Source organism: Nocardiopsis sp. NPDC006832, assembly GCF_040635885.1.
GTDB lineage: Bacteria > Actinomycetota > Actinomycetes > Streptosporangiales > Streptosporangiaceae > Nocardiopsis.
On the sequence record NZ_JBEYLC010000038.1, the window covers coordinates 40,633 to 66,464 of the forward strand.

The 25,832-nt window shown below is 69.4% G+C and carries 12 protein-coding genes; 11 read left to right on the top strand and 1 reads right to left on the bottom strand.

Annotated features, from left to right (window positions below):
* Window positions 1-29: 29 nt before the first annotated feature.
* From argC to ABZ717_RS18390, 8 genes are read left to right on the top strand one after another with little or no spacing between them, the layout of a single operon-like run.
* On the top strand, window positions 30-1,052 hold the full coding sequence (gene argC / locus ABZ717_RS18355) for an N-acetyl-gamma-glutamyl-phosphate reductase (RefSeq protein ID WP_358511803.1): 1,023 nt from the start codon (window positions 30-32) through the stop codon (window positions 1,050-1,052).
* A 10-nt stretch (window positions 1,053-1,062) separates the two neighbouring features.
* Entirely contained in the window at window positions 1,063-1,917 is an 855-nt protein-coding gene (locus tag ABZ717_RS18360) for a [LysW]-aminoadipate kinase (RefSeq protein ID WP_358511806.1), read from the top strand.
* On the top strand, window positions 1,914-5,228 hold the full coding sequence (locus ABZ717_RS18365) for an amino acid adenylation domain-containing protein (protein WP_358511809.1): 3,315 nt from the start codon (window positions 1,914-1,916) through the stop codon (window positions 5,226-5,228). Before ABZ717_RS18360 ends, ABZ717_RS18365 begins: the two co-directional genes overlap by 4 nt.
* Window positions 5,225-6,403 carry an acyl-CoA dehydrogenase family protein gene (locus ABZ717_RS18370; protein WP_358511812.1) on the top strand — a complete coding sequence of 393 codons (1,179 nt, stop codon included), beginning with the start codon at window positions 5,225-5,227 and terminating at the stop codon, window positions 6,401-6,403. Before ABZ717_RS18365 ends, ABZ717_RS18370 begins: the two co-directional genes overlap by 4 nt.
* A 1-nt stretch (window position 6,404) precedes the next feature.
* Window positions 6,405-7,580 (top strand): acyl-CoA dehydrogenase family protein, encoded by a 1,176-nt coding sequence (locus ABZ717_RS18375; protein WP_358511815.1) that lies wholly within the window; start codon window positions 6,405-6,407, stop codon window positions 7,578-7,580.
* Between the two features lie 2 nt (window positions 7,581-7,582).
* A complete protein-coding gene (locus ABZ717_RS18380) occupies window positions 7,583-8,926 on the top strand; it encodes a M20/M25/M40 family metallo-hydrolase (protein ID WP_358511818.1) in 1,344 nt (447 codons plus the stop codon).
* A gap of 27 nt (window positions 8,927-8,953) precedes the next feature.
* The gene (locus ABZ717_RS18385) at window positions 8,954-12,292 is read left to right on the top strand and encodes an amino acid adenylation domain-containing protein (RefSeq protein ID WP_358511821.1); all 3,339 of its coding nucleotides are present in this window, start codon (window positions 8,954-8,956) and stop codon (window positions 12,290-12,292) included.
* A complete protein-coding gene (locus tag ABZ717_RS18390; protein ID WP_358511823.1) occupies window positions 12,289-13,917 on the top strand; it encodes a condensation domain-containing protein in 1,629 nt (542 codons plus the stop codon). The genes ABZ717_RS18385 and ABZ717_RS18390 overlap by 4 nt, the downstream gene beginning before the upstream one ends.
* An 87-nt stretch (window positions 13,918-14,004) precedes the next feature.
* On the opposite strand, the gene ABZ717_RS18395 is transcribed toward ABZ717_RS18390, so the two are convergent.
* The gene (locus ABZ717_RS18395) at window positions 14,005-15,294 is read right to left on the bottom strand and encodes an MFS transporter (protein ID WP_358511826.1); all 1,290 of its coding nucleotides are present in this window, start codon (window positions 15,292-15,294) and stop codon (window positions 14,005-14,007) included.
* Between the two features lie 203 nt (window positions 15,295-15,497).
* Here ABZ717_RS18395 and ABZ717_RS18400 point away from each other — a divergent pair, with 203 nt between their 5' ends.
* The 3 genes from ABZ717_RS18400 to glyA are packed head-to-tail and all read left to right on the top strand — an operon-like array spanning window position 15,498 to window position 25,545.
* On the top strand, window positions 15,498-20,852 hold the full coding sequence (locus ABZ717_RS18400; RefSeq protein ID WP_358511829.1) for an amino acid adenylation domain-containing protein: 5,355 nt from the start codon (window positions 15,498-15,500) through the stop codon (window positions 20,850-20,852).
* Window positions 20,849-24,172, top strand: a complete 3,324-nt coding sequence (locus ABZ717_RS18405; RefSeq protein ID WP_358511832.1) for an amino acid adenylation domain-containing protein — start codon at window positions 20,849-20,851, stop codon at window positions 24,170-24,172. Before ABZ717_RS18400 ends, ABZ717_RS18405 begins: the two co-directional genes overlap by 4 nt.
* A complete protein-coding gene (glyA, locus tag ABZ717_RS18410; RefSeq protein WP_358511835.1) occupies window positions 24,169-25,545 on the top strand; it encodes a serine hydroxymethyltransferase in 1,377 nt (458 codons plus the stop codon). Before ABZ717_RS18405 ends, glyA begins: the two co-directional genes overlap by 4 nt.
* Window positions 25,546-25,832: the final 287 nt, after the last annotated feature.

Here is a 25,832-nt window from a genome sequence, read left to right on the forward strand (position 1 = left end):
ACCTCGAAGGTACGGCGAAGGGGGAGCCGATGATCAGCGTCGGAATCGTGGGTGGGGCCGGTTACATCGGCGGGGAACTGCTGCGGCTCCTCCTCGGTCATCCGGAGGTCGAGATCGTCGCGGTGACGTCGACGCGTCTCGCGGACCGCAGGGTCGACCTCACCCATCCCAACCTGCGGGGCCTGACCGATCTGGTCTACAGCTCCCCCGACCGCCTGCCCGACTGTGACGCCTTGTTCTTTACGGGTTCGGGGGCCTCCGATCCGGTGGCACGGGCCGCGGAGTCGACCAAGGGCAAGATCGTCTTCGACCTCAGCGCCGACCTGCGTTTGGCCGACCAGGAGACGTATCGCCGTCACTACGGTGAGCACTTCGCCCCGGAACTGCTCGGGACCGCCGTGCGCGGACTTCCCGAGTTGGACAGGGACCGGCTGACCCGAGCGGACCTGGTCGGTGTGCCCGGCTGCATGGCCACCGCCTCGATCCTCGCGCTGGAACCCCTCACCACGGCCGGACTGGTGGCTCCTGAGGTCTATGTGGACGGCCGGGTGGGATCCAGCGGTTCGGGGGCCTCCGCCGGTGAGATGAACCTGCACGCCGAACGCAGTGGGGTCCTGCGGCTCTTCGCTCCGGCGGGTCACCGCCACGAGGCGGAGATCGCCCAGGCCACCGGGGCCGTGCCGAGGATGTCCGCGACCGGGATCGACGCGGTACGCGGCGTTCAGGTCGTGATCCGGGCCACCACGAACCCGGACGTGACCGAACGAGAGATCCGAGCCGCCTACCGGGCCCGCTACAAGGACGAGCCGTTCGTCCGCGTGGTCGCCCAGAAGCGTGGCAACTACCGACTCCCGGAACCCAAGATCCTCTTGGGATCGAACTACTGCGACGTCGGGTTCGCCCTGGAGCCGGGCACCGGGAACCTCACGCTCGTGGGCGCCCTGGACAACCTGGTCAAGGGCGGCGCGGGCAACGCGGTGCAGAGCTTGAACATCCGGATGGGCTGGGACGAACGGACCGGGCTCGGATTTCCCGGGCTCCATCCGATCTGAGGAGGATTCGATGTCCGATCACGTACTCGTGGTCAAGGTCGGCGGAGACCACTCCCTCGACCGGGAGGGGCTCTGCCGAGACCTGGGGCGCCTGGTCGCCGAGGGGCGGCGTGTGGTCCTGGTGCACGGAGGCGCCGCCGACCTCGACGACCTCGCACGACGGCTGGGGGTGCGCCAACGCAGGCTCACCACCCCCGGTGGTACGTCCAGCCGTTACACCGACCCGGCGACCCTGGAGGTGCTCCAGTACGCCCTCCTGGGCGAGTTCAAACCGGAGTTGGTGTCAAGTCTGTCCCGCGAGGGCGTGCCCGCGGTGGGGCTGAGCGGCATGGACTGTGGTCTGATCCGGGCCCGGCGGCCGAAGTCCCACCGGGTGGTCGTGGACGGCCGCACCCGAGTCGTCCGTGACGACCACAGCGGCCGGATCACCCTCGTGGACCCGGCGCTCGTCCTGTCGCTACTGGGGGAGGGGCGGGTTCCAGTGATCTCTCCGCCCGCGCTCGGGGAGGACCACCGCCCGGTCAACGTCGACGCCGACCGTACCGCCGCCGCCATCGCCGGCGCGCTCGCCGCGGCGGGTCTGCCCACCCGTCTGGTCCTGCTCACGGCCGCCCCGGGACTGCTTGCGGACCACACCGACGAATCGTCACTGCGATCCGAGGTCACCCTCAAGCCCCAGGGGGGTGTCGACGAGGCCGCGGTCGGGGGGATGTCCGTCAAACTGCGCGCGGCCCGGAGCGCCCTGCTCGACGGGGTCGACTCCGCCGTCATCGCGGACGGGCGGGTCGACTCGCCCGTGTCCGCCGCGCTGGTCGGACAGGGAACTCGTGTTCGGGTGGCCCGACCTGTTGGGAGTCATCGATGACCACACCACCGTCAACCGGGCACGCCACGGCCGACAAAGCGGGTGGAGGCAGTCTGGCCGACACCCGCCGACGGCTCATGGCGCTCCGCGAAAGCCAGCGATCCTCGGGCCTGGGTACCGGGGAGGCCATCACGGCGGTTCCCCGGGAACGTGCCCTGCCCACCTCCTTCACCCAGCAACGTCTGTGGTTCCTGGACCAGTGGGCCCCCGGGAGGTCGGTGTACAACTCCCCGGTCTCCCTGCGTCTGCGCGGGGAGCTCGACGGCTCGGCCCTGCAGAGGGCCCTGACCGCCCTTGTCGCCCGTCACGAGGTCCTCCGCACCCGATACCCCGTCAGGGACGGAGTCCCCTTCCAGGAGATCGCCCCGGCGGCCGAAGTCCCGCTCCAGGTCATCGACGCACCCGGCGGCGACGAACAGATCCGGGAACACGTCTCGGAACTGGCCGCCGCCCCCTTCGACCTGAGGAACGGTCCGGTCCTGAGGGCGTACCTGTTGCGTCAGGCCGAAGACGTCCACGTCCTCCTCCTCTCCCTGCACCACATCGCGACCGACGGTTGGTCGACCGCGATCATCATTCGGGAACTGGTGGAGCTGTACCGCTCGGAGCGTGGTGGCGGAGCGGCCGGACTGCCCGAGCTCGCTGTGCAGTACGCAGACTACGCCGTCTGGCAGCGTGGCAGGATGACCGGGGAACGCGCCGACGAGCAGCTGGCGTACTGGCGTGATCGGTTGACCGACCTGCCGATCCTCGACCTGCCCACGGATCGACCCCGGCCCGGGGTCCCCACACACGCGGGGACGACCCTGGACCGAGTCCTTCCCGCACGCCTACGGGACGACCTGAACCGGCTGGCCCGGGCCGAGCGGGTCACCCTGATGACGGTGGTCCTGGCCGCCTTCAACGTGCTGATGTCCAAGTACACCCAACAGGACGACATCGTGGTCGGGTCCGTGTGGTCGGGACGTGGTCGCCCGGAGGTCGAGTCCCTGGTGGGCTTCTTCTCCAACACCCTGGTGCTGCGCACCTCCACCGCCGGTGACCCGACCTTCCGTGAGCTCCTGTCCCGCACGAGGGACACCGTGATGGGCGCCCACTTCCACGAAGACCTGCCCTTCGGGAAGGTGGTCGAGGAGCTGAGCCCGGAACGCGACCCCGACCGCAATCCGCTTTTCCAGACCTCCTTCACCCTGCAACACGCGGCGATCGAGTCCGCGGAGATCGAGGACCTGCGGGTCGAGGCCTTCCCGATCGATTCGGGGACGGCCCGGTTCGACCTGGCCGTCCAACTGACGGAACTGCCCGAGGGACTACGGCTGTGGGCGGAGTTCTCCACGGAGCTGTTCGACTCCGAACGCGTCGCTCGCCTGTTCGATCACTACGAACAGGTACTGAACACCGTGGTGGTCGACCCCGGGCTGCGGCTCAGCGAGACCGGTGTGCTCACCGAGACCGAACTGGCCGAGGTGACGGGGCGGTGGAGTGACGGGGGGACGCCGGGCGAACGGCGGCTCCTCCACCGGCTGGTCGAGGCCAGGGCGGCAGAGCGGCCCGACGACGTCGCCCTGCGTTTCGAGGGTTCCGACACCACCTACGGAGAACTGGAGGGCCGGGCCAACCATCTCGCCTGGAGGCTTCGGGAACAAGGTATCGGGCCCGAGGACGTCGTCGGCGTCCTGCTGGAACGGGGCCCGGACATCCCCACCGCCTACCTGGGCGTGGGAAAGGCCGGGGCCGCCTTCATGCCGATGGATCCCGACCACCCGGCCCAACGCAGGGAGGCCATCATCGCCGACGCGGGATGCGAAGTGGTGGTCACCTCGGCGGACCTGGCCGACCTCCTGCCCGAGCACGTGCGGGCCGTCACCGTCTCCGACGAGGACCGGCCCACGGCGCCCGTCGGCCCCCCGCCGGTCACCGTGACGGGACGCAACCTCGCCTACGTGATCTTCACCTCCGGATCCACCGGCCGCCCCAAGGGGGTCCAGGTGGAGCAGTCCGCCATCACGAACTTCACCGAGGCCATCATCGAGCGGTTCGACCTCGGCCGGGGAGACCGGGTGCTCCAGTTCGCCAATCCGGCCTTCGACGTCAGCCTGTTCGACTTCTTCGCCGCCCTGGGCAGCGGAGCCACCCTCGTCCACGCGCCACGCGAGGTCCTGCTCGACCCGACCTCGCTCACCGCACTGATGCGCTCCGAACGCGTGACGGTGACGGATCTGCCGCCGGCCGTCCTCGGGATGCTCGACCCGGACGACCTCCCCGACCTGCGCGCGCTGTTCGTGGGGTTGGAGGCCTTCCCCGCCGAGCTGGTCAATCGATGGCGCACCCCGGACCGGGAGTTCCACAACGGTTACGGCCCCACCGAGGCGACGGTCGCCTGCACGGACTACGCGTGCCCCGACGAGGAACACACCGCCATGCCGCCCATCGGCGGTCCCTTGCGCGGCTACCGCGTCTACGTCCTGGACCGCTTCGGAGCGCCCGTACCCGAAGGCGTCCCAGGGGAGCTCTACGTCGCCGGAGCCGGTGTGGCACGCGGATACGTGAACCGTCCCGACGCCACCGCGGAACGTTTCGTCCCCGACCCCTACGGCCCTCCCGGAGCTCGCGCCTACCGTACCGGTGACCTGGTCCACTGGGACTCCAACGGTGACCTGCGCTTCCTCGGCCGCGTGGACGACCAGATCAAGATCCGCGGACTCCGAGTCGAACCCGGTGAGGTCGAGCGCTCCCTCACCGCCCACCCCGAGGTGGACGAGGCCGTGGTGGTACGCCATGGTTCGGGCGCCGACGCCCGACTGGTCGCCTACCTCACCCCCCTCGACGCGGAAGCGGGGGGACCCGACCTCGACGGGGTGCGACGGACGGCCGCCGAACACCTTCCCTCCTCCCTGGTCCCAGCGGTCATGATCGTGCTGCCCGAGATCCCGCGTGGCGCCAGCGGCAAGATCGATCGTGGCCGTTTGCCGGCCCCCGAGGAAGGTGCGGTGCGGCGGACGCCGACGCCTCCATCGACCGACACCCAGTGGAGGCTCGCGCGGATCTGGGCGGACCTCCTGGACCGGGGCGACCAGGACGAGGTCGACGTCCACGACGGGTTCTTCGAGGTCGGTGGGAACTCGCTCAAGGTCACCGAACTGGCCTCGCGGATCGAATCGGCCTTCGGAGTGCGGCTGGAGCTGAGGGATCTCTTCGTGAACTCCAGCATCTCCGCCCTCGCCGAGCTCATCGAGTCCGACGAGCTGGCGGGGACCTCCGACGACGACCTGCTCGCCTTGTTGAACGAGGCGGAAGGGAGCACCCCATGACGGTGCGGACACCGATGGAGCCCATCCCCGGGCTCAGCACCCGGCAGCGGGCCTTCCGTGAGGAGGTGCGTTCCCTGCTCACGGGACCGGAGGTGGCCGCGGAGCTCGCCGAGCTGGCCGCCCGTCCTCCGGGAGAGGAACCGGTTCTGCTGGAGATCTACCGGACGTTGGGGCGCAGGGGCCTGCTGGCCCCCGGTTGGCCGGTCGAGTACGGCGGTCTCGGCCTCGGTCCGGTGGAGTCCGCCATCGTCACGGAGGAGATGACGCTCGCCGGTGTCCCCGACGACGTGCACGTCCTCGGTGTGGACCTCGTCGGCATGTTCCTGCTGGCGGAGGGAAGCCCGGAGCAGAAGCGGGAGCACCTCCCGGCCCTGGCCGCGGGCGAACGGGTCGCGACCGTTCTGTTCACCGAGCCAGGCTGTGGCTCGGACCTGTCCGGGCTGTCCACTCGTGCCGAGCCGGACGGGGACGGGTGGCGGTTGCACGGCTCCAAGGTCTACAACATGAAGTCCCAGTACGGCGAGATCGCCTTGTGCGCCGCGCGGACCAGCGAAGGTCCGGTGGCCATGCACGGGATCACCCTGTTCCTGCTGCCGTTGCGCTCACCGGGCGTCCACGTCGAGCCGGTGCCGAGCATGGCCGACGAGTGCTTCGGCCTCGTCGTCATCGACGGCGTGCGGCTGGGTCCGGAGGACGTCGTCGGACGGTTGGACGACGGATGGCGGCTGATGAACGAGCTGCTCCAGCTGGAACGCACCGGGATCGACTTCCACGGCAAGGCCCGACGCCTGCTGGACCTGGTGATGGAGCGAGCGGTGCGCGCGGGCCGACTCGATGATCCCGTGTTCGCGGTCCGGTTCGCGGAATTGGACGCGCGACTGCGTGCCTCCCACGCCCTGGCGTGGGAGATGGTCCACAACCTCGATCTCGGTGCCCCGGACCCCGTGGCGTCCGCGATGAGCAAGTGGTACGCGAGCGAGCAGTTCCGGCCGATCCTCGATACGGGGTCGGAGGTCGACGGCGTCGACTCGCAACTGACCCGCTGGGACGAACGGGCGGGGAGCACCTCGCGGTTCGAGGCCGACTACCGCATGGCACCCGCGCAACGGCTGGCCTCCGGTACCTCCGAGGTCATGCTCTACCTGATCGCGACCAACGGTCTGGGGATGCTCTGAGATGACGATCGAAACCGCCACGTCCGAGTCGACCTCCGCGGGGGCCACCCCGGCCGAGGTGCGCGCGGCGTGCGCCGAGCTCTTCCACGAAGACCTGAACCCGGTCCTGCGCAGGGTCGGTGATCGACCCAGGGGCAGTGGCGGGTCCGCGGCCCTGAACGGGGACGACGCGGAGGCCCGAGCCGGTGTGTGGGCGACCCTCACCGACATGGGTGTGCTGCGAGCGTCCCTGCCGGTACGCCTGGGCGGGTCCGAAAAGGCCCTGGAGACCACCGTCGAGGTGGCCGAACTCACCGGACCCGGCCTGTACCAGAGCGCCCTTCCCGACACCCTGGCGGTCGCCGACCTCCTGGCCCTCGATGGACGCCACGACGAACTCCTCGACTCCGTCGCCGAGGGACGGAGCACCATGTCCCTGGCCGTTCGGGAGCGAGGCGTGGACGAGCCCGGGACCGTCGGCCCCCTGACGGTCGACGCACACGACGGGACGGTGACCGGCACGCGCCGGTTCGTCGCCTTCGCGGCGGACACGGACCTGCTGCTGGCCGTGGGCACGGTCGGGGGAGATCCGTACTCCTGCCTGGTCCCCACCGCACAGCCGGGTGTCCGGATCCGCCGTCAGGACGACCTCGGCCGCGGCGACCTGTACGAGGTCACCTTCGAACGGGCCGTCCTCGCCCCGAACGGCCTGATCGAGGTCGGTACCGACTACGCGAAGGTCCTGGCCCGGGCCAGGATCAGGCACGCGGCCTACCTGTCGGGCCTGTGCCGCGGAGCCCTAGATCTCACCGTCGCCCATTTGAAGGAGCGCCGGGCCTTCGGCACTCCCCTCGCCAGGATGCAGGCCCCCGCCTACCGGCTCGCGGGGCTCAGCGCCGAGAACGCCGCCTTGGCGGCCCTGGTCCGTCGTACCGCGCGAGCCGCCGACTCCGGAGCGGACGACATTCGCCTTCACGCGGCCCAAGCCGCCTTCCTCGCCGGTGACCTCGCCCGCGTCGTGTCCGCGGAGGCCGTACACCTGCACGGTGCCCTCGGTATGACGGAGCGGTGTGACGCGTCGTTCTTCTACCGCCGGGCGGCGGTGGACGCGCAGCGTTTCGGCACCGCCACCGGGCTCCGTCGGGAGGCCGCCCGGCTGCTTCACTCCAGCTTCGTCGACGACCTTGGAAAGGGATGACGATGTCGACAACGGGAACCACCGATCCGGTATCCCTGCTCCAGGACCTGATCAGGATCGACACCACCAATCCGCCCGGCGACGAGGGAGCGTGCGCCGCCTACGTCACCGATCTGTTGGACGGCGACGAGGAGATCGACGTCAAGGTCATCGGGGTCACCCCTGAACGGGCCAACGTGGTCGCTCGCTTCAAGGGCAGGGGGGAAGCGCCCCCTCTACTCCTGCACGCCCACTCCGACGTCGTCCCCGTCACCGGCCAGGACTGGCTGTACCCGCCCTTCGAAGGACGTCTCGTCGACGGTGAGGTGTGGGGGCGAGGGGCCATCGACATGAAGGGCGGCCTCGCGATGATGCTGTCCTCCCTCCTGCGCATGCGCGAGCGTGGGGAACGACCCGCCGGGGACGTCCTGCTCGCCGTCGTCGCCGACGAGGAGAACGGAAGTGGGGTCGGCGCCCGTCACCTGGTCCGAAACCACGCGGAACTGTTCGACGGCGTGCGCTACGCCATCGGGGAGGAGGCGGGTGCCGACATCGAGTTGGACGGTGTGCGCTTCCACCCCATCGTCGTGGCGGAGAAACGCGCCTGTTGGCTACGCGCCACCCTGCGCGGCCCCGGGGGGCACGGTTCACGGATGATGCCCGCGAAGACCCCGATGAGGCGTCTGGCCGGCCTGCTCACCGCACTCACCGGAGCGCGCCTCCCGCGTCACAAGGGGGTCGCGGCGGACCGGATGCTCGCCGAACTGTCCCGGCGGTTGCCCGGACCGACGGGTGAGGCCGTACGCGGGCTGAGGGAGGACGACGCCCTCGACCGGCTGCCCACCGGCCTCCCCGACGAACAGGCCCGCTACCTGGACTCGGTGCTCCGTCACACGGTCAACCCGACCGTGGTGCACACCCCGGACAAGATCAACATGATGCCTGAAAGCGTCAGCGTCGACATGGACGGCCGCATCCTGCCAGGAGACTTCACCGTGGCGGACTTCGAGGCCGAGGTGCGTGCCCTGGCCGGTCCGGACATCGAGTTCGAACTCCTCCTGGAGGGGGCCCGGGTCGATCCCGGTCGGATCCGCGAGCCCGAGTTCGGCGGCTTCTACGACTCCATGGTCGAGATCCTGGAGAAGGCCGACCCGGGGGCGGTACCCCTGCCCATGATCACGCCCGCGTCCACCGACAACAGGCTCTTCGCCCAGCTGGGCATCCGCTGCTACGGATGGTTGCCCATGCGCCTGCCCGCGGGTGCTCCGCACCGGGGGATGCTGCACCAGGCCAACGAGCGGATCCCCGTCGACGCCCTGCGCTTCGGCACGGACTGCCTGTCCACCCTGCTGCGCGACCACCGATGAGGACCGGAGTACGAGGAAGAGGCGAACATGGGCACCGAATGGCTGACCGACGAGCGTGGGGCACTGCTACGGGAACTGCGCCGCAGACGCGGTATCGGACGAGATGACCGAATTCCGCCTCGTTCCGGGGCGGAGGGTCCCGCACGGCTCTCACCCGGCCAGCGCAGGCTGTGGTTCTTGGACCGGTTGCGGCCGGGAACCGCGCTGTACAACGTCAGCGCGGGAGCGCGGCTGCGCGGCGAACTCGACGTCACCGCGTTGCGTACGGCCCTGACCGGGATCGTCACGCGTCACGAGGTCCTTCGTTCGGTCTTCGAACAGGCCGCCGATGGTGAACCCGTCCAACGGGTCCTTCCCCCCTCGGAGGTCGACCTCTCGATCTCCGACGTGGACGGCGACCCGTTCGACCGGGCTCGGGTGATCGCGGCCGAGCCCTTCGACCTGGAGCGTGGCCCCGTCGCCCGCTTCCACCTGCTGAGGGTCACGCCCCGAGAACACCTACTCGTGGTCTCGCTCCACCACATGGTCTCCGACGGCTGGTCGCTGGAGATCCTCGTGTCGGAACTGGTGGCCGCCTACGGGGCAGGAGGCGCCGTCACCGAACCGCCCCTGGACATCCAGTACGCCGACTACGCCGTGTGGCAGAACGAGCGCGAGGACGCGCCGGCGGTCACGCGCCAGCTCGACCATTGGCGGGACCGGCTGGCGGGAGCACCCCTGACGGAGGTCCCGACGGACCGGGCACGGCCGGGGACACCGGACTTCTCCGGGGGGTCGATCGTCCTGACCCTCCCCGCCCACACCGCGATCGATCGGCTCGTCGAGGAACACCGCACGACACCGTTCGCGGTGGGGTTCGCCGCGTTCGCCACGGTCCTTTCCCGCTGGTCGCGTCAGGACGACCTGGTCGTCGCGGTGCCGGTGGCGGGACGCCGACGCCCCGAGGTGAACCGGCTGATCGGCTTCTTCGTCAACACCCTTCCGGTACGCGTCGACCTGTCCGACGACCCGACGTTCGGTGCCCTGGTGGCACGGATCCACGACGGCATGCTCGACGCCCACTCCAACGCGGACGTCCCCTTCGATCGGATCGTCGACGCCGTGCGGGCCGAGCGGGACCCCGGAGGCCGTACGGCCCTGGTCCGCCACCTGTTCCAGGTGGACGAGGAGCCTCGTCCGGAACCGGTGGTGCGCGGCCTCGGCTTCGACCTGGTCGCCCTGGACACCGGCACCGCCAAGTTCGACCTGGAGGTCAATCTCGAACCCCTGTCGGAGGGGGGATGGGAGGTCCGTTTGGAGTACAGCGCCGAGCTGTACGACGAGGCGACCGCCCGGAGCCTGGCGGACTCCCTGCGCCTGGTGCTCACCGACGCGGACCCGGATGTGCCGGTGTCCCGGCTCGGATTGGTGGCGGACGACGTCCACACGGAACTCCTGGACGTGTTCGGCGGCACGGAGGAGCCGGTGCCCGGCACCGGATCCACCACCCTGCACGAACTGTTCGAGGATCGGGTCGCAGCCCACCCCGACGCGATCGCCCTCCAGTACGAGGACGTCACCCTGACCTACCGAGAGTTGGATCGGCGCTCCAACCGGCTCGCGCGAATGCTGCGCGCCGAAGGGGTGGGTCCGGACACGGTCGTCGGCGTCGGACTGCCGCGCGGCCCGGATCTTCTCGTCGGCCTGCTCGCCGTTCTCAAGGCGGGCGGCGCCTATCTCCCCCTGGACACGAAGTACCCGCCCGAACGACTCCGGATGATGCTGGAGGACACCCGGGCCAAGGTGGTCATCGCCGACGCGACCGAGGTTCCTCCCGACGTCGCCGCGGTGGTCGATTCGTCCGCTCGCCTGATCTGTCCCGACCGGGACGCGGCAGAGATCGCCGAGTGGTCCGCGGCACCACTTCGGCTCCGTGTCAGTGACCGGTCCCTGGCCTACGTCATCCACACCTCCGGCTCCACCGGGCGCCCGAAGGGGGCGATGAACGAACACCGTGCCGTGGTCAACCGGTTGCTGTGGATGCAGAGGACCTACGGGTTGGAGATCGGCGAGGGAGTCCTTCAGAAGACCCCGATCGGGTTCGACGTCTCGGTGTGGGAACTGTTCTGGCCGCTGATCACCGGAGCGCGGTGCGTACTCGCTCGACCCGGCGGCCACGCGGATCCCGGATACCTGTCCGAACTGGTGGACCGGGCGGACGTATCCACGATCCACTTCGTGCCCTCCATGCTCGACCTGTTCCTCACGGCCCCCTCGTTGGAGGGCTGTCGACGGTTGCGCCGGATCGTGTGCAGCGGGGAGGAACTGCCCTCCCGGCTGGTCCGGGAGGTCGAGCGACGCCTGCCGGAAGTACCCGTCTTCAACCTCTATGGGCCCACCGAGGCCGCCATCGACGTCACCTGGTTCGACTGTCGCGACGGCTACGGGCACCGTGTCCCCATCGGTCGTCCGATCGACGGTTGCACCATCCGTGTCGTGGACGAGGACATGGCGCCCGTCCCGATCGGTGCGCCCGGGGAGCTGATGATCGGCGGCGTCCAGGTCTGCCGTGGCTATTGGGAACGCCCCGGGCTCACCGCCGAGCGGTTCGTACCGGACCCGTTCGGCGGTCCCGGTGCCCGTCTCTATCGCACCGGAGACCTGGCCCGGTGGCGATCGGACGGGACGGTGGAGTACCTGGGCCGAATGGACGGCCAGGTCAAGTTGCGGGGCATGCGCGTGGAGTTGGGGGAGATCGAGGTCGCCCTGACCGAGTTGGAGGGCGTCGAGTCGGCGGTCGCCGACGTGCGCACCGATGGCTCGACCGGCCCCGTACTGGTCGCCTACGTGCTCCTGGCCGACGAATCGGTCGAGAACACGGAGGAACGCGTGCCGAACCTGCAAAAGGCCCTGCGCGGACGTCTTCCGTCGCACATGGTCCCCGTCTCGTTCACCCGGGTCGACGAATGGCCGCTCAGCCCCAACGGAAAGCTCGACCGTCGACGACTCCCCACACCCGACCGACCCTGTGGGGACCGGGGGGCGACGGCCCCCGCCACACCCGGCGAGCGCGCCCTGGCCCGGTTGTGGGCGGAGATCCTGGACACGGACGGAATCGGAGTCGGGGACGACTTCTTCGATCTCGGGGGCAACTCCCTCCTGGCGGTCAAACTCGCGCACCGGATCCGAGTGGAACTGGGCACCGAACTGCCGATGGAGAGCCTGTTCACCATGCCGACGGTCGGCGCGATGGCCGCGGAGATCCAACGCGTCGGACGCCGCACCGTGACGAAGGGACCGTCGCTGCGCAGGGTCGACCGCACCGGATACCGGGTCGGGGCCGGTACGGACACCAAGACAACTCTCGACGATGGAGACGCGACATGACCACGAAGACGGGGGAGGACCTCTACGTCCTCCCGGCATCGTACGGACAGGAACGGCTGTGGCTGCTGGAACAGGTCACCCCGGACATGCCGCTGTACAACGTGCCCATGGCCCTGCGTCTGAGGGGACGACTCGACGCACCGGCGTTGGCCGGAGCGCTCTCCGGTCTGGTGGAACGGCACGAGGTGCTGCGCACCGTTCTACGACTGCGGGATGGAGGGGTCATGCAGGTCGTGCGGGAAGCACGGCCGGTCACCCTCGTGACCGAACCCCTGGCCGACTCCGAGGAGGCGCTCCTGGCGCGGATCGAGGAGCTGACCGCGGAACCCTTCGACCTGGCCGAGGGCCCCCTGCTCCGCGGACACCTGTTGCGGGTGTCCGAGGAGCATCACGTCCTCGTCGTCATCGCCCACCACACCGTCACCGATGGATGGTCCCTGGGGGTGATGCTCGCCGAGATCGCGACCCTGTACGCGTCCGCGGTCGAGGGCGGGGGGAGGGAACTCGCGGAGGTTCCCGTGCAGTACGCGGACTACGCGTTGTGGCAGCGCGAGCAGGTCGAGGGCGGTTCGCTCGACGACCAGATCCGCTACTGGCGTGATCGTCTGAAGGGCGTCCGCCCGCTCGCCCTGCCCACCGGCACGGAGGGCACCGGCCGGCCCCCGCACGCTTCGGTCACCGCCCCACTGCGCGTCGCGCCGGTCACGGTTCGACATCTGCGCGGACTCGCTCCGGCCGGCGTCACCCCCACCATGGTGGTGATGGCCGCCTACACCGCCGTCCTCGCCCGTTGGAGTGGTCAGGACGACGTCGTGCTCGCCCTGCCGGTGGCCGGGCGCGGCGAGCCGGAACTGGAGAGCCTGGTCGGCTTCTTCGTCAACACCCTCCCGGTGCGCGTCGACCTGTCGGGGGACCCCACACTGCTCACCTTGTTGGAACGTGTGCGTGACAGCAGCTTCGGTGCCTATGGCCACGCCGATGTCCCCTTCGAGGTCCTGGTCAACGAACTCAAACCGGAACGCCGGACCGGACGGCCCCCGTTGGCGCAGGTCATGCTCGCGGTCGACAACACACCTCTCGCGGCGCGGGTCGATCTTCCCGGGGTGACCGCCGAGCCGGTCCACCTGTCCCAGGGCAGCGCGATCTTCGACGCCACGGTCGACCTGGTGGAGAACGACGACACGCTGAGCGGAACGATCGGTCTGCGCGCCGATTGGTTCCGTCAGGAGACCGCCGAGCTGTTCAGCAAATCGATCCAGGCGGTCCTGCGTGCCTGGGGCACCGACCCCGACGCTCGGCTGTCCGAGCTTCCCTGCCCCTTGGCGGACAGGGATTCCGAGGTCGCCGTGGCGACCCCGGTGGAGGAGGGCGAACCCGCGGCCGGGGCGCTGGACGGCGCGGGGTCCCTGCCGTCGAATCCGACCGAGCACCTGATCCTGAGCCTGTGGAGCGAGGAGTTCGGCACGAAGATCGTCAGTGTCGACGAGGAGTTCTACGCTCTGGGCGGCGACTCCATGCGTGCGGTACGGATCGTCATGCGGGCTCGGGAGAAGGGCGTCGAACTACCGGTGGAAATGGTGCTCGGAGAGCACACCGTCCGGCAGCTCACCTCGGCGATGACGTGAGACGGTGGCGGGACCGTACGGATGACACCGTACGGTCCCGCCACGTGTCGCTCGGTCCACTCAGGCCATTCAGGCCACTCGGACCACTCAGACCGTCGGTGCTCCTTGTTCCGCTCGGTCCGGGACGTCGCGCAGTCGTCGCACCGGCCCCAGCAGCACGGGCAGGCAGGAGACCAGCAGGATGACGGGTGCGAGCCACAACGTCTCGCGGGCGCCGATCAGGTCGGCCAGGGACCCGGCGCCCAGGGCACCGATCGGAATCGCGCCGAAACTCACCAGACGGTAAGTGGCGTTCATCCGCGTACGAAGGTCCGGGAGGGTGAGCCTCTGCCGGATGGTCGTCGCCACCACGCTGCCGGCCGCGGCACCACCGGAGCCGATGAAGAACGCCGCGCCCGCCGCGGAGAAGCCCAGCGCGTCCACCCCTCCGAAGGCGGGAAGAAGGAAATAGGGGAAGGTGGAGAACAGCAGCACGGTCAGCATGCTCGGGCCGTATCCGATTCGCCTGATGAGCAGGGGGACGCTCAGGGCGCCGGTGACCGCGCCGAGACCTCCCACCAGCATCAGGGTGCCGTACAGACCACTGCTCATCCCCATCCCGTCGACCAGGTACATCAGGCCGCCCACGGTGACCAGCGGAATTCCGGCGTTGTAGATCGCCGCGTGGATCGACACGGCCCTGACCGGGGGATTGGAGAACACGGCGCGTACGCCGTCGGCCAGTTCGGCACGTGGATCGCGGTCTCCCGCACGAGTGGGGACCCGTTCCCGGTGACGGACGAAGAAGAGGGTCAGGGCCGAACCCAGGTACGCCAGCCCGCTCGCCCCCATCGCCGAGGCGGGACCCAGCAGTGACGCGGTCCAGCCACCCACACCCGGTCCGGCGGTGCCGCCCACGGCGATGTTCGCCGACATCCGACTGTGCGCGGTGTCGAGGAACCCGGAGGAGACCAGGCGTGGCACGTAGGACACCAACGCGATGTCGTAGACCACCGTCAGGCAACCTCCGATCAGTGCCGCGACCAGGAGGTGGGGGAGCGTCATCTGACCGCTCAGCGCCAAGGCGGCGATCGTCAGCACGACCGAGGCCCTGAGCAGGTCCACCACGATCAGCACGGGTCGGAGGGCCCGGTGCTCCAGCAGCAGGCCCGCCAACAGGGGAAGCACCACGAACGGTGCCATGTACAGGGCCTGGAGCAGACCCACCTGGAATCCGGAGGCGTCCAAGAGGGAGATCGCCAGCAGGGGCAGCAGGAACAGGGTCGTCTGTGAACCCAACTGGGAGAAGAAGTCGCCTCCCCAGAGAAGACGGAAGTCCCGTGCCGGCGCCGCCCCCTTCCCGGATTCGGTGGTCGATATGGGATCAAGGGCCGTCATCGAGGACCTCCTACGAAGGGATTCGGCTCGGTACGCCGGGCATGGAGCGGCACCCTCGGACGTTCGCACCGCTTCCGCGCCGCCGTGGAGTCCGGGAAACCCCTGATTTCGGTGCGGCGCCACGAGGAGGACTGTGGGGAAAGGTCGCGACCGGTTGGTTCCGGGGCGCATACGACCGGGATCCGACGAACGAAGGGTGAGGCATGACCGACTTCGCAACGGGGGCGCCCAGGACATGGCGTGACGTGCTGTCCGGTGCCGCGGGGGACAGGCCGGACCGGACCGCGTTCAATTTCCGTCCGGAGCAGGCGGGTGCCACGCCCGACCGGATCGACTACGCGGAGCTCGACCTGAGGGCCAGGGCGATCGGAACGCACCTGCTCGGCCTTGGCCTGGGCGGACGTTCCGCGCTCTTGTTCTACCCGCCTGGTCTGGAGTTCGTCACCGCCTTCTTCGGCTGCCTGTACGCGGGGGTCGTCGCGGTCCCCGCCTACCCGCCCACCCGCAATCCGCGTTCGCTCGCACGCGTGGTGGGCATGGTCCAGGACAGCGGTGCGGAGTTCGCGCTGACCACGGCGGCCGGACGCGATCGGATGGACGGCCGCATCGGTCTCGTCCCCGGGCTGGAGAAGCTTCGCCTGGTCGCGACGGATGACGTACCGGACGCGGCCGCCACGGGCTGGGACGCCCCCGCACTCGATACGGGATCTCTGGCGTTCCTCCAGTACACCTCGGGCTCGACCGCCACCCCCAGAGGCGTGGCGCTCACCCACGGCAACCTGCTGGCGAACACCGCGCTGATCCAGGAGGCGTTCGGTCTGCGGGACGACATGCGCGGTGTCTCCTGGCTTCCCGTCTACCACGACATGGGACTCATCGGTTCGGTCATGGGCACCGTGCGACGTGGCGGCACCATGGCCCTGATGTCACCCGTCACCTTCATCCGCGACCCCTACCGCTGGCTCGAAGCCATCAGCGAAGACAGGGCCGTGGTCAGCGGAGCCCCCAACTTCGCCTACGACCTGTGCGTGGAGAAGGTCACCGACGAGCAGGCCGCCCGGCTCGACCTCAGCAGTTGGGAGGTGGCCTTCAACGGCGCCGAGCCCGTACGCGAGGACACGATGCGGGCCTTCGCCGACAAGTTCGCCGTCTCCGGGTTCCGATCCTCCTCGCTCCTGCCCTGCTACGGCCTGGCCGAAGCGTCCCTCATGGTCACGGCCGGACCCCACGGTTCCGGTATCCGGGTCTCGGCCCCGCCCATGGAAGGGGCCGGGGGCGGGGCCGCCTCCGACGTGGTGGCCGGCGGCGCGGTCCCCGCCGCGCATCGGGTCGAGGTCGTCGAACCGGCCACACGAACCTCGTTGCCCGAGGGCGAGGTCGGGGAGATCTGGGTCCACGGGGCCAGTGTCGCCCAGGGCTACTGGAACCGTCCCGACACCGAGGACGACCCCTTCGGGCTCACCCTGGCCGACGAACCCGCGGTCCCCTTCCTCCGCACCGGAGACCTGGGTTTCCTTCGGGACGGCCAGCTGTACGTCACCGGACGCAGCAAGGACTTGATCATCGTCCGCGGACGCAACCACTATCCGCAGGACATCGAACTCACCGCCCAACGCTCTTCGCCCGCGCTTCAGCCCAACGGTGGCGCGGCCTTCGCCCTGGACGAGGAGGACGGCCGGGAGCGGGTCGTCGTCGTGCAGGAGGTCCGGAGCGGTCAGGACGTGGACCTGGACGAGGTGACCCGGAGCGTCCGTGCCGCGGTCGTCGAGGAGCATGAGGTGCGCGTGGACTCCGTGGTCCTCGTCCGCTCGCTGACCATCCCGCGTACCACCAGTGGCAAGATCGCCCGGCGCGCCTGTCGCAAGGCCCTGCACGAGGGCACGTTGACGGTGCTCGCCGAACTGCGTTCCCAGGAAGGGGAACGGCTCCTCCCCGAGGGCGAGGAGTCCGACGGCGACGCCGATGGCCTGGCCGCCTTCCTGCGCGAGTCGATCGCGGCGGTACTCGACGTGCCCGCGACGCGGATCCCTCTGGACCGCCCCCTGGTGGAACTGGGCATGGACTCCCTGGACACCGTCCGACTCCGACACCGCGTGGAGACCCAGCTGCAGGTGGACCTGGATCCGGAGGACGTACTCGCCCTCACCATCGACGAACTCGTGCTCCGGGCCTCCACCGCGTCGCGTGTCTCCCCGGAGGAGGTGATGACCGACGGACCCACCGACCACCCCCTCTCGCACAATCAGCGAGCGATGTGGTTCCTGCACCAGTTCGCGCCGGCCAGTTCGGCGCACAACATCGGCATGGCGGCCGAGGTCTCCGGACGGGTGGACGCGTCCGCGATGCGCCGGGCCCTGGCCCTGCTGTCGGAACGTCATACCGCCCTGCGCACCTCCTTCCCCGTGGTCGACGGCGAGCCCGTCCAGAGGGTGCACGCGGAACTCGAACCCGAGTTCACCGAAAGCGACGTGCGCGACCTGGACCGTGACCGGATCGAAGCGGAGGCCCGACGGCTCGCCTACGCTCCCTTCGACGTGGCCTCCGGTCCGTTGGTCCGGGTCTGCCTGCTCCTGGGTCCGGACCACGACAGGCTGGTGTTCATGCTGCACCACCTGGTGTCCGACCTCTGGTCGATGGAGGTGATGCTCGACGAACTGGGCCGCCTCTACCGCGCCATCACGACCGGGGACCCGCTCCCCGACTGGGGGCCCGCGCCCAGCCACCTGCGTCCGGTTCGCCACGAGAGCGCACGGTTGGAGGACGACGGTGCCCGGCTCATCGACTTCTGGAAGGAGGAGCTCCAAGGCGCACCCACCGAACTCGAACTGCCCACCAGCCACCCCCGCCCCGCCGAGCAGGGCTTCCGTTCCGGCACCGTTCGGTTCCGACTCGACCCTGAGCTGACCAGAAGCCTCAAGAAATGCGCGGCGAAGACCGGGACCACCCTCTATTCGGTCCTGCTCGGCGCCTACCAGGTGTTCCTGTCCCGTTACTCCGGGCGGGACGATGTCCTGGTCGGTACCCCGGTCCACGGACGTGGGCGGGCCGAGACGGCCGGGATCGTCGGCAACCTGGTGAACACCGCGGTGATGCGCGGCCGGATCGCACCGGACCTGAGTTTCGCCGACCACACGCGTGCCGTCGACCGTGGCGTTCGGGCCGCACTCCACCAGGACGTCCCCCTGCCCCTGCTCGTCGAGCGGTTGAGGGTGGATCGCAACCTCGGGCGCCAGCCCCTCGTGCAGAGCCTCTTCACGTTCCAGCGCCCGATCGGTGCTCAGCCGCAAGGGATGAGTTCGCTCATCCTCGGTGACCGGGACGGCCGTTTGGAGCTGGGCGGGCTCGACCTGCGGCCCCTCCCGCTCGACCCACCGCACGGGATCTTGGACCTCTCGGTGACGTTCGCCGAGTCCGAGGAGGGATTGGGCGGACTGCTCCAGTACGACACCGCCCTGTTCACCCCGGAGGCCGTCGAGGGCATGGTGCGGCACCTGAGCACACTTCTCGCCGGAGCGGGGGCCGATCCCGAGCAGCGAGTGGGGGAACTGCCCCTGCTCGACGAGACCGAGCGTGCCCGCGTCCTCGACCGATTGACCGGTACCGGGTTCGCCCATCGCCCGGACGACTACGTCTTCCAGCGGTTCGCCGAACGGGCCGCGGCCGATCCGGACGCTCCCGCGATCGCCTTCGACTCCCGAGACCTGCCGATCGACGAGCCGGTCGACCCCGCGACCATCGTGGACGTGCCCACGCTCGGCTACGCGGAACTGGACGATCGGTCCGACCGGCTGGCCACCTATCTGGTCGGTCGGGGCGTGGGCCCCGAACAGGTCGTCGGACTGTACCTGCCGAGGTCGGTGGACGCGGTCGTGGCCATGCTCGCCGTCCTCAAGGCGGGCGGCACCTACCTGCCCATCGACTCCGAACTGCCCGCGGAGCGGGTCGAGTTCATGCTCACCGACTCCGGGGCCCGAGCGGTCGTCACCGCGACCACGCCCGAGTCCTCTCCGGCCGAGGGTGTCGAGATCGTGGCCCTGGACACCCTGGCACGCACCCTGGAAGAGCAGCCGCCGGGGCCGCCCCCCTGCCGACTGACCCCGGACAACACCGCCTACGTCATCTACACCTCGGGATCGACCGGTCGCCCCAAGGGGGTCCAGATCCCGCATCGTGCCATGGCCCACCTCATGGACGCGATGGCCGTGCCCCACACGCCCGGCCGCGGAGACCGTGTCCTGGCACTGGCCAGCTTCTCCTTCGACATCTCCGTCATGGAGGTGTTCCTGCCCCTGGTCACCGGGGGCGTCGTGCACATCGCCGACACATCGGTCAAGACCGACGGTGCCCAGCTCCGCGCCCGTCTGGACAGTGGTGCGTTCGCCTTCGCCATGGCCACACCCGCCACTTGGCAGCTCCTGGGCGACGCGCACTGGGAGGGCCATCCCGACCTGGTCGTCTCCAGTGGGGGAGAAGCGCTGTCGGAGGCTCTCGCCGACCGGCTCATCGGCCGGGGAAAACGGCTGTGGAACCTCTATGGGCCCACCGAGACCACGGTGTGGTCGGCGGCGGCAAGGATCGACGAGACCGGGCGAGGACCCGTACCGATCGGCGCTCCGCTCGGTGAGACCAGCCTCTACGTCCTCGGCCCCGAGATGGAACCGGTACCGGCGGGGGTCATCGGCGAGGTCGTGATCGGTGGCGCGGGGGTCGCCCGCGGCTACCTGGGTCGCCCCGGACTGACCGCCGACAGGTTCGTGCCCGATCCGCATGGAGGGACCCCCGGTGCTCGAATGTATCGGACCGGTGACCTGGCGCGCTTCGGCGCCGATGGGCGCCTGGAATTCCTGGGGCGGGCGGACCAACAGGTCAAGTTCAACGGTCATCGGATCGAACTCGGCGAGATCGAGAGCGCGCTCGACCGACACCCGACCGTGCGCCGTTCCGCGGTGGTGGTCCACCAGACCGCGTCGGTGTCCACGCTGGTGGCCTACGTCGAGGCCCGAAACCGTGTGGGTACGGCCGCCTTCGACCGCCAGTCCGCCGATCGCGCGCTGCGTGAGGCCCTGAGCGAGCGACTTCCCGTCTACATGGTGCCCACGCACTTCGTGTGGCTCTCCGAGCTGCCCCTGAACTCCAGCAACAAGATCGACCGAAGGAAGCTGCCCGAACCGGAGGTCACGGCGGTGGCCTCCTCGGAGGCTCCCGCCACCGACACCGAACGGGAGCTGCACCGGATCGTCGTCGAACTGCTCGGAGGCGCCCGGCTGGGACGCGACGACAACTGGTTCGAGTTGGGGGCCCACTCGCTCCTGCTGTCCAGGCTCGTCCTGCGCGTGCGGGACGTCTTCGGGGTGCGGCTGCAACTACACCGTCTGTTCGAGCGGCCGACCCTGCGAGGGGTCGCCGCCCTGGTGGACGAGTCGACCGCGACGGCACCGGCACCGGTCGTCACCCGGGTGGACCGGCGCGGTTTCGCCGGAGTCTCGGGAACGGGCCGCGCCGACGTATTGCGCAGGCTCCGCGCCTCGCGGAGCGACCAGACAGGAATGGACTCATGAGTCACCAGGAGGAGAGGACCATGCAGAGCACCGAGGAACCCCTGGCGTTCCCCGTGACGTTCGCTCAGCAACGGCTGATGATCATCGAGCAGCTCTTCCCGGGGACGGCCGCCTACCACGTCCCGTTCGCCCTGCGACTGCGGGGACCGATGGATCGGGAGGCACTGCTCGCCTCGATCGGGCATGTCATGGGTCGGCACGAGTCGTTGCGTACGGTGTTCACCACCATCGACGGCGAGTCCGCGCAGGTGGTCCTGCCCGAGTCCCCGCTGGACGTTCACGAGGAGGACCTCACCGGTACCCCCGAGGCCGGGTCCGAGGAGCTGCTCGCCGCGCGGTTGGGGGCCGACGCCCGCACGCCTTTCGCGATCGACGAGGGCCTCGTTCGGATCACCCTGTTGCGTCTGGCCCCAGAGGAACACGTGCTCGCGGTCACCATGCACCACCTGGTCTCGGACATGTGGTCGTGCGGCATCTTCGTTCGGGAGATCGCCGAGGGGTACCCGGCCTTCCTCAGCGGGCGTTCGCCACGCGGTCCCGAGCTCCCGGTGCAGTACGTGGACTACACGGCCTGGCAGCGTGAGAACCTCACCGAGGAGGTGATCGGCGACTTCCTGAGCTTCTGGCGAGGTGAGCTCGGGGGTGCGCCGCCGGTCTTGGAGTTGCCCGCGGACCGCCCCCGTCCCCCGGCGCAGAGCTTCCACGGGAACATGCTGCCCTTGAGCCTGTCCCCGGAGGTGTCCAGACGCGTCCGTGAGCTGAGCGGTGAACTCGGGGCGACCCCGTACATGACCATCCTGGCGGCGTTCCAGGCGGCGATCGGTCTGTGGGCGCGCACCCGCGACGTGGTGGTGAGCACCGGGGTCGCCACGCGTACCGCCGAGACCGAGGACCTCATCGGCTGCTTCATCAACATCGTGCTCTTCCGGACCTCCCTGGAGGGCGACCCCGCCTTCTCCGAGCTCGTGGGTCGTGTGCGCCGGACCGTGCTGGCGGGTTTCGAACACCAGGATCTTCCCTTCGACCGCCTGGTCGAAGAGATCGCGCCCCACCGGGACCTCAGCCATCAGCCGCTGACCCAGGTCATGTTCGTCATGCAGAACGCGCCGATGCCCAACCCCGCGGTGGGGAACCTGGAGATCTCGGCGGTGCACGTGCCCCGGAACGCCACCCAGGTCGATCTGGACCTGCAGATGTGGGACGCGGGAGACCGCTACGAGGGCTTCTTCGAGTACAGCACCGACATGTTCGACGAGGGCACCATCGCACGGCTATGGGCCCAGTTCGAGAGGCTGTTGGCCGCAGCGGTGGAGAAGCCGGAACGGAGACTCTCCGACCTTCCCCTGCTCTCCCCGAACGAGGTCGAGACCGCGGTCTCGACGTGGAACTCCACAGGTTCGGACATCCAGGATCGCTGTCTGCACGAGCTGTTCGAGGAGAGGGCCCGGCTCACCCCGAACGCCACCGCTCTCGTGTACCCGGGCGGATCGTCGACCTACGCCGAGCTGGACGCCTGGGCGGAGCGGATCGCCTCCGGCCTGACCCACCTCGGGGTGGGACCGGAGGTGCTGGTCGGCTCCTTCCTGAGCGCCGCCGCGCCGGTGCGGTTGCCGGTCTTCCTCGGCATCCTCAAGGCGGGCGGGGGCCACCTCCCGCTGGATCCGGAATACCCGTCGGATCGCCTGGCCTTCATGATCGAGGACGCGCGTCCCCGGGTACTGCTCACCGAGGACGGTTTGGCCGAGCGGTTGCCAGAGCACACCGGGGCCGCCCGGGTCATCGGGGTCGCGGACCTACCGACGGTCGAGGTTCCGCGTAGGACGGATCGGGAGCACGATCGGGTCCGGACCGACAACCTCGCCTACGTCATCTACACGTCTGGTTCCACCGGGCGACCCAAGGGCATCGCGGTCCCCCACCGGGGCGTGGTCAACAACATCCTCGACCTCAACCGAGTGGGCGGGGTGGGAACCACGGACACGTTGTTGGCGCTGTCCTCGGCCAGTTTCGACATGTCCGTCTACGACATGTTGGGGATGCTCGCCGCGGGCGGGACCGTCGTCCTACCCGAAGCGCACCGGGCCCAGGACCCCCGGCACTGGGCCGATCTGGTCCGGGAGCACCGGGTCACCGTGTGGAACTCCGCCCCCGCGCTGCTGGAGACGTTCGTCGAGGAGGTCGACGAGCGCGGCGCCGGGAGCGCTTCCTCCATACGTCTGGCGTACCTGGGGGGAGACTGGGTCGGGCTCGGCCTGCCTGAACGGTTGCGCTCGTGCGCTCCAGGTGCGCGAGTCGTGGTGATGGGCGGCGCCACCGAGGCGTCCATCCACTCCACGATCCACGAGGTGGTCACCGTGGACCCGGAGTGGTCCGCCATCCCGTACGGCGTCGCCATGGAGAACCAACAGGTCCTCGTGCTCGACGAGTACGGCCGGCCCGCCCCGATCGGGATACCCGGTGAGCTGTACCTGGGCGGGGTCGGGTTGACCCGCGGTTACCTGGATCGCCCCGGACTGACCGCGGAGCGCTTCGTCCCACACCCCTTCGCCGGGTGTTACGGCAACGTGCCCGCGGGGGCTCGCCTATATCGGACGGGCGACCTGGTGCGCTATCGCTCCGACGGGGTCCTCGAACTCATCGGCCGTATCGATCACCAGACCAAGATCCGTGGTCTTCGCGTGGAACCGGGTGAGGTCACGGCCGCCCTGCTGACACACCCCGGGGTGGCCGAGGGAGTGGTGGTCGCGCGCGAAGACGGCGGCCGGACCCGGTTGGTCGCCTACCACGTACCTGAGGAGGGGATCGAGCCATCGATCGCTTCCTTGCGGGAGCACATCGGCGCCACCCTGCCCGAGTACATGGTGCCCTCGTCCTTCGTCGAACTGCGACGGCTGCCGCTGTCGCCCAATGGGAAGGTCGATCGGGCCGCGCTCCCCGAGCCCGGGAGTGCCCGGCCGAACCTGGACAACGCGTACACCGGCCCGCGCACCCCGGTGGAGAGCGTCCTGGTCGAACTGTGGGAGTCGGTCCTGGACGTCGATCGAGTCGGTGTCCACGACTCCTTCTTCGAACTCGGCGGGTATTCGATGGCCGCCACTCGCATCGCCGTTCTGGCCGGGGAGGTCTTCGGGATCGATCTTCCGCTGCGTGCCGTGTTCGACGCGAGGACCGTCGAACGGCAGGCCACGGTCGTGCGAGACCTGGGGCGTGAGCAGGGGGTCGACGTCGACGCGGCGGCGCAGTTGACGCTCGACGTCGGTCAGATGAGCGAGGAAGAGGTCATGGCCATGCTGGCGGAGGAGACCGGTGGTGTCCGATGAACGGTGATGTGATGGTCGACGGACCGCTGGCCGCCACCGCGACGGATGGTCTGCGGCGGCTGAGCTCGCAGGACCCGGCGCTCTTCTCGATGCTCGAACGGGACCAGATTCGTCAGGAGGAGACACTGGCCATGGTGGCCTCGGCCAGCGCGGCGGACAGCTCGGTGCTCGCCTGCGAGGGAAGCGCGGTCGGCAACGTCACCACCGAGGGTTACCCCGGACGGCGGTACCACGCGGGCTGCGTGGTGGTGGACGAGATCGAGCGGCTCGCCGTGGACAGGGCCAAGGACGTGTTCGGCGCTCGATACGCCAACGTCCAACCACATTCGGGCAGCACCGCCAACCAGGTGGTGATGACCTCCCTGCTGGATCCCGGGGACACGATCATGGGGATGGAGCTCAGCGCGGGCGGCCATCTGACGCACGGGGCACCGGTGTCCTTCTCCGGACGCTACTTCCGCCCGGTCTCCTACGGTGTGGGCCCCGACGGAAGGCTCGACCATGGCGAGATCGCCGAACTCGCTCGAAGGCACCGGCCACGTCTGATCGTGTGCGGAGCCAGCTCCTATCCACGCGAGATCGACTTCGCCCGGTTCCGTGAGATCGCCGACGAGGTGGGCGCCTACCTGCTCGCCGACATCTCGCACATCGCCGGGTTGGTCGCGGCCGGGCTGCACCCCAGCCCGATCGACGCCGCGCACTTCACCACGACCAGCACCTACAAACAGTTGTACGGACCTCGCGGTGGGCTCATCCTCATGGGCGCGGACGCCGACACCCCCGGGCCGGGCGGTCGCAGGCTCTCCTCCGTGATCCAGCAGGGGGTCTTCCCGTACTTCCAGGGAACACCTCGGGTCAACGGGATCGCCGCGAAGGCCCGGGCGCTGGGGATCGTGGGATCGGCGGGCTTCCACCGGTTGGCGGAGCGCGTCCTCGACGACGCCCGCGCCTTGGCGTCCGCGCTGGCCGAACTGGGTTGGCGCGTGCAGACCGGCGGCACCGACAACCACATGGTCCTGGTGGACACGGGAGGCTCCGGGCTGACCGGGGCCAACGCCGAGCGATCCCTCGAATCCTGCGGGATCATCGTCAACCGCAACAAGATCCCTGGTGACGGCTACCCGGCCCGGATCTCGGGCGGGGTCCGGTTCGGCACGAACTCGCTGGCCCTGCGTGGGATGGGATCCGAAGCCATGGTCGAATGCGCGACGCTGGTCGATCGTGTGTGGCGTTCGCTGCGGAGCACCGGGGATGACGAGTTCGTCCTGTCCGAAGCGGTGCGCGAGGGGGTGCGGGCCGAGGTGGCCGAGCTCTGCCGGCGTTTCCCGGTACGGGCCGGGGTCGGTGAGGAGCTCGTGTCCTCGACCCCCTGATCCCCGCCTCCGGCAGGAGGACTTCAAGGAAGGGCCCGGCCATCGTCGGGCCCTTCCGCGTTCCTCCAAGGACGCGAGGGGCGCGGCCCGATGGAGTCCTCCCTGCTCAGAGAGGGAGCGCGGCGGGGAGATTGTTGTCATGCAACTTCATGAACCCGGTGAAATCTGGTCTGGAGTGGCCTTCTCGTGAAGACTATGAAGTGCCGGGCAAGGAGTTAGCGAAAACCCGGGAGTTCGGCAAAACATAAGCTTTCATCGAGAGGGTCCACCATGAAGAAAATTGCTAT